Source organism: Roseomonas sp. SRI_022 (assembly GCF_057586215.1).
Genome location: NZ_JBYCZL010000007.1, coordinates 103,646 through 114,137 on the forward strand (window position 1 = coordinate 103,646; position 10,492 = coordinate 114,137).

General features: G+C 70.6%; 13 protein-coding genes. All 13 read left to right on the plus strand.

Going from position 1 to position 10,492, the window contains the following annotated elements:
• Window positions 1-2: 2 nt before the first annotated feature.
• Window positions 3-569 (plus strand): DUF1441 family protein, encoded by a 567-nt coding sequence (locus tag AC2YHJ_RS08915; protein ID WP_487395442.1) that lies wholly within the window; start codon window positions 3-5, stop codon window positions 567-569.
• Window positions 550-2,631, plus strand: coding sequence for a phage terminase large subunit family protein (locus AC2YHJ_RS08920; protein ID WP_487395443.1), 2,082 nt, complete (start codon window positions 550-552; stop codon window positions 2,629-2,631). The genes AC2YHJ_RS08915 and AC2YHJ_RS08920 overlap by 20 nt, the downstream gene beginning before the upstream one ends.
• Before the next feature lie 17 nt (window positions 2,632-2,648).
• Window positions 2,649-3,215 (plus strand): hypothetical protein, encoded by a 567-nt coding sequence (locus AC2YHJ_RS08925; RefSeq protein WP_487395445.1) that lies wholly within the window; start codon window positions 2,649-2,651, stop codon window positions 3,213-3,215.
• A 3-nt stretch (window positions 3,216-3,218) separates the two neighbouring features.
• Window positions 3,219-4,772: a phage portal protein gene (locus tag AC2YHJ_RS08930; protein ID WP_487395446.1), complete on the plus strand. Its 1,554-nt coding sequence runs from the start codon at window positions 3,219-3,221 to the stop codon at window positions 4,770-4,772.
• 13 nt (window positions 4,773-4,785) lie between these two features.
• On the plus strand, window positions 4,786-6,735 hold the full coding sequence (locus AC2YHJ_RS08935; protein WP_487395448.1) for a phage major capsid protein: 1,950 nt from the start codon (window positions 4,786-4,788) through the stop codon (window positions 6,733-6,735).
• A gap of 88 nt (window positions 6,736-6,823) precedes the next feature.
• Complete coding sequence (locus AC2YHJ_RS08940; protein ID WP_487395450.1) at window positions 6,824-7,045, plus strand: hypothetical protein; 222 nt, start codon at window positions 6,824-6,826, stop codon at window positions 7,043-7,045.
• A gap of 3 nt (window positions 7,046-7,048) precedes the next feature.
• Window positions 7,049-7,381, plus strand: coding sequence for a head-tail joining protein (locus AC2YHJ_RS08945; RefSeq protein ID WP_487395452.1), 333 nt, complete (start codon window positions 7,049-7,051; stop codon window positions 7,379-7,381).
• A 3-nt stretch (window positions 7,382-7,384) separates the two neighbouring features.
• Window positions 7,385-7,849: a hypothetical protein gene (locus AC2YHJ_RS08950; RefSeq protein ID WP_487395453.1), complete on the plus strand. Its 465-nt coding sequence runs from the start codon at window positions 7,385-7,387 to the stop codon at window positions 7,847-7,849.
• A gap of 14 nt (window positions 7,850-7,863) precedes the next feature.
• A complete protein-coding gene (locus tag AC2YHJ_RS08955; RefSeq protein WP_487395454.1) occupies window positions 7,864-8,055 on the plus strand; it encodes a hypothetical protein in 192 nt (63 codons plus the stop codon).
• Window positions 8,056-8,061: 6 nt separating this feature from the next.
• Window positions 8,062-9,231 carry a hypothetical protein gene (locus tag AC2YHJ_RS08960; protein WP_487395455.1) on the plus strand — a complete coding sequence of 390 codons (1,170 nt, stop codon included), beginning with the start codon at window positions 8,062-8,064 and terminating at the stop codon, window positions 9,229-9,231.
• A 103-nt stretch (window positions 9,232-9,334) separates the two neighbouring features.
• Window positions 9,335-9,583 (plus strand): hypothetical protein, encoded by a 249-nt coding sequence (locus AC2YHJ_RS08965; RefSeq protein WP_487395457.1) that lies wholly within the window; start codon window positions 9,335-9,337, stop codon window positions 9,581-9,583.
• Window positions 9,584-9,597: 14 nt separating this feature from the next.
• A complete protein-coding gene (locus tag AC2YHJ_RS08970) occupies window positions 9,598-10,191 on the plus strand; it encodes a hypothetical protein (RefSeq protein WP_487395459.1) in 594 nt (197 codons plus the stop codon).
• 77 nt (window positions 10,192-10,268) lie between these two features.
• Window positions 10,269-10,490, plus strand: coding sequence for a hypothetical protein (locus AC2YHJ_RS08975; protein WP_487395460.1), 222 nt, complete (start codon window positions 10,269-10,271; stop codon window positions 10,488-10,490).
• The last annotated feature ends 2 nt before the right edge of the window (window positions 10,491-10,492 follow it).

A 10,492-nucleotide genomic window follows, 5' to 3' on the forward strand; every position in this document is an offset into this window, starting at 1 on the left:
CAATGACCGACGCTGTTGACCTGCGATCGCTCGCGGAAGCGGCGTCGTTCTTCGGCGTCTCGCAGCCGACGGTCAGGAAATGGATCGAGACCGGTTGCCCCGTCGCCGAGAAGGGCGCCAGCGGCGTCGCCTACAAGCTGGACCTGCGCGCCGTCGCCGCTTGGCGCGATGGCGAGCGCCAGGCCGAGGAAGACGCCGACCGCCTGAAGGCCGAGCGTGATTCGCAGCTGCGCCTCGAGCTGCTCGGCGGCCAGGCGTTGACGATCGATGAAGGCAACGCTGCCCTCTCGCCGCGCCAGCGCGCCGAGGCCCTGCAGGCCGAGGTTGCCGCCACGAAACTCGCGCAGCTCCGCCGCTCGCTGGTCGAGGCGGAGCCGCTGAAACTGTACCTCTCCGAGGTCTTGGCCACGCTGAAGACGCGGCTGCGCCAGATCCCGGACACCGCCGCGCCCGAGATGGGCCTGACCGACGCGCAACAGGTGCGCCTCGGCGAGCTGATCGACGATGCCCTCAATGACACGGCGGATGCGCTGGAGACGCTGACCGCCGATGCACCCGCACCTTCGTAGCGAGGGACTGCCCGGTTTCGCACGGCCGCATGATGTCGGCCGTGCCGCGTTCCCGGCACTGCGCCCGCCTCGGCGCATCAGCGTGTCGGAGAGCGCGGAGAAGTGGCGGGTCCTGAAGAACCCGGGCGGCGGCTACTCTGGGCCCTGGCTCAACACCTTCGCGCCGTACCTGACCGAGCCGATGGACGCCTTCCAGCGGCGCGACGTCGGCGAGGTCGTGGTGCTCGGCCCTGCCCAGTTCGGCAAGACGGAGATCCTGCTGAACCTGGTGGTGCATGAGGCGGCCGAGGGCGGCGCCGATCTGCTGGTGTTCCAGCCGACGCAGGCCCTCGCCCTCGACTTCGCCGAGCGCCGTGTCGAGAAGGCCTTCGACGCATCGGATCGCCTGGCGGGCCTGCTGGGCGGTGACCGCAGCGACGACAAGCGCATGTCGAAGCTGTTCCGCAATGGCGCCCGCGTGTCGATTGGCTGGCCGGTCTCCGCACAGCTGTCCTCGCGGCCGGTGCCGAAGGTGCTGATCGATGAACTCGACAGCATGGATGATGACATTGATGGGGAAGGGGACCCCGTCGAGCTCGCCAGGGCCCGCACCACCACCTTCGGGCGGCACGCGAAAGTCGGCGTGTTCTCGACCCCGAAGCGGCAGGACGGATCCGGCATCGTCGCCCGCTGGCGCAACGGCGATCGCCGGCTGTGGCACTGGCCGTGCCCGTCCTGCGGCGAGTACTTCACGCCAGGCTTTGATGAGAACCGGCGGCCGACGCTGGCGCATCTGCATGTGCGACCGAAGGCGACCGAGGAAGAGGCCCGAGCCGAGGCTCACATGACCTGCCCGCATGGGTGCGTCATCGAGGAGCGGCACAAGATCGCGATGAACGCCCGCGGCGTGTGGCTGCCGGAGGGTGCGACGATCGCCGCGGACGGCACGATTGGCGGTTCCCCGCTGCGCAGCCGGGTGGCGTCGTACTGGTTTTCTGGCCTGGCGGCGCGGCAGCGGTCCTGGGGCGACCTGGCGGCACAGTATGTCTCGGCGCTGCGGGCGCTCGAGGAGCGGCAGGACGAAGAACCGCTCCGCACGCACTGGAACACGCGCATCGGGGCGCCGTATCGGTCGGTGCTGGGCGCTGCCGCACCGCTTGAGCCGGAGGAGCTGAAGAAGCGCGGCGAGGATCTCGAGCTGCGCAAGGTGCCGGGCTGGGCGGGCTTCGTCACCACGGCCGTCGACGTGCAGGGCAACCGCTATGATTGCCAATCCGTGGCCTGGGGGCCGGATGGTCGCAGCCAGGTCATCGACGCCTGGCAGATCTTCCAGACCGAGGCCGGCGATCGCATGCTCGAGCCCGCACGCCACGGCGAAGACTGGGACCTGCTGACGACGCAGGTCCTGCGGCGCGCCTGGCGCGGCGTCGATGGTTCGGAGTTCCGGTCGCATCGGATCTCGGTCGATACCGGCGACGGCAATGTCACCGGCAATGCCTACGCCTGGTGGCACCGCCTCGAGCGTGAAGATCAGCGGCGGGTGATGCTGATCAAGGGCGACGGCCGGCGTGACGTGCCGCTGATGACGCCGCGCAAGATCGAGACCGATCGGCGCGGCCGGCGCATGAAGCGCGGCATCATCGTCACGCATGTGAACGTCGAGGTCCTGAAGGACCAGGTCGACCTGAAGCTGCGCATGACGCGGCCCGGGCCGGGCTGGATCAGTCTGCCTGCGGGGCTGCCCGAGCGCTTCTGGGAAGAGGCCACCGCCGAATTCCGGGGGAAGAAGGGCTGGGAGAAGCAGCGGGCACGAAACGAGAGCTTCGACCTGCTGGTCTACAACCTGGCCATCTGGCACGCGCTCGGCGGGCCGCGCCTGGATTGGGCGAGGCCGGCGGCCTGGCACAAACCGCGCGCTGGCCTGCTGCTGGTGGATCTCGCCGCCAGCGCGCAGCCGGTGCCACTGCCAGCCGTGACGGCAAAGCCGCCGGTGCCGCCCAGCCCGGCGGCACCTGGGACAAAAACGGGCCGCTGGTGGAAGCCGGCGGCGCGACCGATGGGCCGCCTCGCGCGGACATTCTGACACCGACGGAGAGACGCATGCCAACGGCCGATGCGCCGCCCGACCGCTTCGCGGCCGGCGATACCCTGCGTTGGCGCTACTCCTCCGCCTCCTATCCGGCGAATGACGGCTGGGCGCTGTCGTATCGCCTGGTCGGTGCAGGCATCGCGCTGAACATCGCGGCGACGGCCGACGGCGCCGGTTTCATCGCCGAGGCGACGGCGGCGCAGACAGCCGCGTTGTCCGTGCCGGCGGCCGGCGTGCCCTGCACCATGCTCGGCTATGTCACGAAGGGGGCGGAGCGCTGGGCCGTCTATCGCGGCGGCTGCCTGGTCGAACCGAATCCCGCCACGGTGACGGGAGATCTGCGCGGCCAAGCGACGCAGATCCTGGAAGCGATCAATGCGCTGCTCGCCGGCCGCGCGACGAAGGATCAACAGTCGTACAAGATCGGGGAGCGTGAGCTGACGCGGATCCCGATCCCCGAACTGCTGACGATGCGGGACTACTACAAGGCCGAGGCGGCGCGGGAGGCGAATGCCGAGGCGCTTGCCGCTGGCGCCGGCCGCCCGCGCGTCGTGCTGACCCGCTTCGGTCGGGGCTGATCCATGGGGATCCGTTCCTGGCTGCGCGGTACAGCGCCCGCGATCGAGGCCGAACCGAAGCGCCAGCGGGTCGAGCCCAGGCTCAACCTGCCCCGGCGGCAGTATCTCGGCGCCGCGCCGTCGCGCCTTCTCGCGGATCTGCCGGCCGGTGCGGCGGCAGCGCCGAACCGGGAGATCCGCCAGGCGCTGGTGATCCTGCGCGCCAGGTCGCGCTGGCTGGCGCAGAATGACGGCTTCTCCAAGGGCTTCCTGCGCATGCTGCGCCGGAACGTCGTCGGGCCGCAGGGCTTCACGCTGCAGATGCGGGTGAAGGACGAACGCGACCCGAAGAAGCAGGACGAAGCCGCGAACGATCGCATCGAGGCCGGCTGGGCGGAATGGTGCCGCAAGGGGGTGTGCGACGCCACGGGCCGGCTGTCCTTCACCATGTTGCACCAGCAGCTGGTGACGGGCCTCGCGCGCGACGGTGAGTACCTGCTGCGCAAGCTGCGCGGCGCACGCTGGAACCGCTTCGGCTTCGCGCTGCAGGTGCTCGACCCGACGTTGCTGGACGAGAACCTGACCGTCGGCGGCGGCGCGTCGGCCTCGACGGCCTATGGCTACCGCCTCCCCGAGGGGCACATGATCCGCATGGGCGTGGAGCTCGACGGCTTCCAGCGCCCGACCGCCTATCACTTGCGCACCAATCTGCCCGGCGATGACGTCTATCGGGCCGCGACCGGCATGTATGTCCGCGTCCCGGCCGCCGACATCATCCACTGCTTTCTGTCGGACTGGCCCGACCAGGCGCGCGGCGTGCCGTGGTTCGATGCGGCGCTGCGGCGCCTCGCCATGCTGGACGGCTATAGCGAATCCGAGCTGGTCGCGGCGCGCGTCGCCGCCGACAAGATGGGCTTCTACAAGCTGGCCCAGGGTGCGGACCCGGACGATGTGCCGGCCGATCTGCGCGACCAGGCCAACCTGGTGCAGCAGAGCGAGGCCGGTAGCTGGGAGCTGCTGCCCGCCGGAATCGAGGTGCAGCCCTACGATCCGCAGCACCCGAACCAGGCCTTCAAGGACTTCGTCGCGGCCCAGCTGCGCGGTGCCGCGGCCTGCGTCGGCGTCTCCTACAACAGCTTCGCGAACGACGCGGCCGGCATGAATTACTCCGCCCTCCGCTCGACCGAGCTCGAGGACCGCGACGAATGGGAAACGCTGCAGGGCAATGAGATCGACAGCTTCCTGCTGCCGCTGTTTGAGGACTGGCTGAAGTCGGCGCTGATCGCCGACGCGCTGGGCGGGCTGCCTCCGGGCAAGTTCTGGAAGTTCCACGCCCCCACCTTCATCGGCCGCGGCTGGGATTGGGTCGATCCGCAGAATGAGGTCGGTGCCGCGAAGGAAGCCGTGGCGCTCGGCATCGCGTCCCGCACCCAGATCGTGGCGCGGCGCGGCGGCGACTTCTCCACCACAGTCGCCGACCTGAAGCGCGAACAGACTGAGATGGAGGGCCTGCCGGTGATGCAGCCCTCCGCGCCGGCACCACCGCGCCCGGCCGAGCCCGTCACGCCCGCTACCTGACCCGGAGGGACAGATGAACCTGCCGAAGAACGTGCAGGCGCGCCAGGCGCGCGCTGCCACCTTCGACCGATCGACCGTCGATCGGGAAGCCCGCACCTGCGAGCTCGCCTTCTCCTCCGAGGAGCCGGTCGAGCGCTGGTGGGGCATCGAGATCCTGGGCCACGCCGCCGGCGAGATGGACCAGGAATGGATCGGGGGCGGCACCGCGCCGCTCCTCATGGACCACAACACGCGCGACCAGATCGGCGTGGTGGTGAGCGTGACCCTCGGCGCGGACCGGAAGGCCCGTGCAACCGTGCGCTTCAGCAAGAGCACGCGGGCCGAGGAGATCATGCAGGACGTGGCGGATGGCATCCGCGGCAACGTCTCGGTCGGATACGAGCTGCTCGAGCTCCGCCTGGAGAAGGAGGAGAAGGGCAAGCCGCCGGTCTATCGGGCGATCCGCTGGAATCCGCTTGAAGTCAGCTTCGTCGCCGTCCCCGCCGACATGACCGTCGGCGCGGGGCGCGAGGACGAGCCGGCCATTCCCGCACCCAAACCCAAGGAGACGGTTCGGATGGATCCGACCAATGAGCCGGCGCCGCCGCGCGCCCCCACGCCCGAGGAAATCGCCGCCGCCGCGAACAAGCGGATGAAGGACTTCCTCGACCTCGGCGCTCTCGCCAATGCCCGCGACAAGGCGATGGATGCGCTGGGGCGCGGCATCACCATCGAGCAGTTCCGCGGCGAGCTGCTCGAGCAGCGCGGCGCGGACAAGCCGCTGGTCACGCCGCCGTCGCAGATCGGCCTGACGGACAAGGAAGTCCGCCAGTTCTCCCTGGCGAAGTACCTGCTGGCGCGGGCCGAGAAGAACGACGCCTATGCCCCGCTGGAATGCGAGGCATCGCGCGCCGCCGGTGAGGCGCTGACGAAGGCGGGCTTCCAGCTGCGCAACGGTTCCGCCATGCCGTTCGAGATCATGAACGCGCCGATCCCGAACTGGGTCAGCGAGCGCGGGCGCCTGGTGATCGGCCCCGACGGCCGGTATCAGCGCGACCTGTCCACCGGCTCGGTCGGCGCTGGCGGCGCGATGGTCGAGACCACGGTGCTCGCGCCGAATTTCATCGAGCTGCTGCGCAATTCGATGATGGTGCGCGCGATGGGCGCCACGGTGCTGTCCGGACTGCAGGGCAACATCGCGATCCCGCGCCAGACCGGCCCGGCGACGGCGGGCTGGGTGGCTGAAGCGGGCGCTGCTGGCGAAAGCGACATGACCTTCAGCCAGGTCAGCATGACGCCGAAGACCGTTCACGCGATCCAGGACTTCACCAGGCAGCTCCTCATGCAGGGCTCGCCGGATATCGAGGGCCTTGTGCGCGCGGATCTCGCCCTGGTCATCGCGCTGGCCATCGACCTGTCGGCGCTGCACGGCACCGGCGCGGCGAATCAGCCGACCGGTCTCGCGGCCACGGCGGGCATCGGCTCCGTCGCCGGCGGCGCCAACGGCGCGGTGCCGACCTGGGACAATATCGTGGACCTGGAAACCCAAGTCGCGAACCAGAACGCGGCGATCGACAGCCTCGGCTATCTGACCAACACCCGCGTGCGGGGCCGCCTGAAGCGCGCGCCGATCATCGCCGGCCAGCCGGTCTTCATCTGGGGCGGCATGCCGGGCTTCGGGACGAACATCCCGGGCACCACGCCGGTCGGCCGCATGTCGGTGATGAACGAATACGCCGCCGGCGTGTCGAACCAGGTCAGCAGCACGCTGACGAAGGGCGCCAGCGCAGGGATCTGCTCGGCGATCTTCTACGGCAATTGGCGCGACCTGCTGATCGGCGAGTGGGGCGGCCTCGAGACGCTGGTGGACAACATCACCCAGGCGGCGAACCGCGTCATCCGGGTGCATGCCTACCAGACGGCGGACGTCGCGGTGCGTAAGCCGCAGTCCTTCGCGGCGATGCTCGACGCCCTGACCACCTGATCCGGTGGTCCTGGTCCCCGATGGGCGCGGCGGCATCACCGCCGCGCCCGCTGCTTCCGTCAACAGCGAACCCATGAGGGCCCGCACCATGTCCGACACCACGAAGCCCCGCACCATCCAGGTGACCGAGGCGCTGCTCTACAAGGGCGAGCACCGCGCGCCGGGCGAGATCATCACCATGCCGATGGAGGACGCAGCCGCCTGCGTCACCGCCGGGCGCGCCAAGCTCCTGACCGAGGATGAGGCCGCTGCGGCCGAGGCCGCGGCCCGGGCGGCGGCGAAGAAGAAGCCCGTCGAGCCGCAGGCCTGATCCATGCCGGTGGAAAGCGACGCCGACCTGCTCGGCATGTTCGATGCGGAGGAATTCGGCGTCGCTGCCACCTGGTACCCGGAACCGTCCCGCCCGCTGCCGCCCGGTGGCGTCCCCGTCACCGTCATCCGGGACGATCCGACCGGCGACGCGGCCTTTGGCGGCGTTGGCGGCACGACATCGGCGCGGGTCGAGGTGATGTTGCCGATCGCGGCGCTGCCGGCCGACCCGCAGCGGGGGGATACGCTGGCGATCGGCGCGGAGACATTCACGATCGAGGTGCCGCGTTCCGACATCGATCGCGCGCTGTGGCGCCTGACACTGTCCGAGGCCTGACCCATGCCCACGCCGCTGCGCGAAGCCGCCTTCGCCGCCATCGCCGCGCGCCTGTCCGCGCAGCTTGTCGGCGTGCCGGTGGAACGGAACCGCCGCGCTGTCGTCGATGTCTCGACCGAAATCCTGCCGCGCCTGGTGGTGCATGACGGCGACCACCAGTCGCCGGGGTCGGATGCTGCCGGTACCACGCTCTATCGCATGCAGGTCCTGCTCGAAGGCCATGAACGCGCCGCGACCGATGCCGCGCTCGGCGCCGCCGTCGCGGCCCTGCATGCCCGCGTTGTCGCGGCCATCTGCAACCAGGAAATCGATCTGGCCGGCGAGCAGGACATCTGGCTCACCGAGGAGAGCTTCTCGCTGATCCGCTACGCCGCCGAGGAATCCGCGAAGCCCGCCATGGGCTTCAGCATGGTCCTCGGCTTCGACCTCCGCGTGCCCGACCTGGGCGGCCCCTACACCACCACCTGACGGGAGACCCCGACATGATCATCCGCACCCTGCGGCCCTGCGAGGTCGCGGGCCGCACTGTCGCGGCCGGCCTGTTGCTCGACCTGGTCGAGACGCAGGCGCAGGCCCTGGTCGACGCCGGCGACGCCGAACAGCCCGGCGCCGCGACGGCGGGCCCGGCCGCCGAACCGCAGGACGCCGCCGCGCCGGCGGCGGAAGGGGAGTAAGCCGCCATGACCGCGACCGTCCGCACGCGCCTGAAGCGCGTCGCCTTCAAGGCCGAAGTCACGCCCGGCGTCGATTCCATCGCCGGCACGCCCGCCCAGGCCGACTATGTCACCTGCCAGGCGTCCTTCCGCATCATCCAGGACAGCACCAGCAATCCGGTCGAGAACGGCGCCTATGACGACGCCGCGCCGATCCCGGGCGGGATGCGCGCCGAGATCATGCTGACCATCCCGATGGCGGGCAGCGGCACCGCCGGCAACGCGCCGGAGTGGGGCAAGCTGCTGCGCGCTTGCCGCATGGAGGAGGTGGTGACCGCCGCCGCCATCGGCGCGCCCACGGCCGCGACCGCCGGCTCCGCCAACACCGCCACCGCCGCCGTCCCCTTCGCGGCGACGGCGCAGGCCTATCGCGGCATGCCGGTGCTGATCACCGGCAACCCCGCCGCCGGCGCGCAGGACATCATCCTCGACTACACGGTCGGGCGGGTGATGACGCTGGCGCGCACCTATTCCCCGGTGCTGTCCATCGCGTCCCTGCTGCAGGTCCCGATCAACGTCCTGTACCGGCCGATCTCCGATGAATCGCTCGAGGTCGGCTTCACCTGCTACGCCTATGCCGACGGGCTGCGGCACAAGATCCTCGGCTGCAAGGGCAGCTGGAGCGTCGGGCTGGTGTCCGGCCGTCCGGCCAGCATCGTCATCCGCCTGACCGGCATCGTCAGCGCCTACAACGAAGCGGCGGCGACGCCCGCGGGCTTCGTGCCGGTAACGCGCCAGGCGCCGCGCTGGGCCGGCGGCGTCAGCCAGCTCAACCGCGCCAACATGGCGTGCGAGGGCCTGTCCTTCGACATGGGCGTGCGCACCTACTACCCGGAGAACCCGGAGGCCGCCGAAGGCTTCGACGTGCCGATCATCACCGGCGCCGGGCCGCGCATCCGGGCGAATCCCTTCAGCCACACCACCAACAGCCCGACGCGCACCGCAGCGTTCCGCGCCGGCACGCCGATGCCGGTGGCGGCGATGTGGGGGCAGGTCGCGGGCAACCGCTTCGCGATCTGCAGCCCATCCGCGCAGATCGTGGATCTGCAGCCGGAGGAACGCGCCGAGCTTGGCGTCGATGCCATCGCGCTGCAGCCGGACACCGGCGACGCCAGCATGTTCCTCGCCTGCTTCTGAGGCCCGAGACCCCGCCGACCACGGGGCATGCGCCGCGCCGGCGCAGCACGGGCGGCAGGCGTGTCGGCGCCTGCCGCCCACCTCCCCGACAGGAGAATTCATCATGACCAAGATCGACCTCGGCCACACCGTCCGCGACCGCATCACCGGTTTCGAGGGCGTCGTGACCGGCATCGTCACCTATATCAGCGGCTGCCACCAGGCGCTGGTGGCGCCGCGCGTCGGCAGCGATGGGGCTGCGAAGGACTCCCACTGGTACGATCTGCAGCGTCTCGACGTGCTGCCCGTCGATCCTGTGGTGCTCGACAACGGTGCCACGCCGGGCGCCGACCGCGCCGCGCCGCGGCGCTGAGGGGAATGGGCAGCATGACCATCCCCGCCAATGACATCGTCGCGGCGCTGCCGCACACCGTCACCGTGCCGATTCCTGGGGTCGATCGCAGCTACACCCTGCGCGCCCCCACCTTCGGGCAGGTCGGCGATCTCGCCGGCCGCGGCGCCGAGACCGTGGTGCCGTCCGACGCCATCTTCGTCGACGCTGTGCGCGAGGCGGTGGAGGCGTCGGACCTGCCCGACGAGAAAAAGGCGGCGCACGTGGCCGCGTTGAACGACGCCGACGATGCGGACGATGCGGTCAGCGGGCTCTACGCCGCGCATGGCGGTGATCGCTCCACCTGGCCGGAGGACGTGCGGCGCGAGATGGCGGCGGCCGAACATGCAGCCGTCGCGGCGCGGCGCCGGCGCGCCCGTGTGGAATGGGCGATGCGCGATGTTCCTGCCCTGAAGGCGATGCGCCGGCACCGCCTGCAGGCGCAGCAGGACGAACAGCGTCAGCTGGTCGCGCTGTGCCTGGGGATCTCCGCGGCGGAGGTCGAGGCCATGCCGGCCGGCGACGTCGTGGTGCTGCACGCCCGCGCGATGCAGCTGATCCGGCCGAACGCGAGCGCGGAAAAAAACTGAGGGCCGCCCTCGCGGTCCTGCGCAATCCCGAACGTTACCGGGGCGGCGTCACGGCCCGCGATGGCGGCCTGTTCATCGTGGGCGACGAAGAGTGGCCCCGCAATCCGCGCCACACCGTGCCGCGTGCCTTCCAGCACGTCGTGCGGCTGTGGGGGCGCTGCCGCGGCGGCATGGGCGGGCTGTCGCTGCTGCCGGAGCCTGGCGGCATCAACGCCCAGCCGGCCTGGCTGATGGCGGCCTTCAGCGTGCTGGATAGCGCCGATCGGCGCCTGGATGAGATCGACAAGCCGGGGAGCTAGGC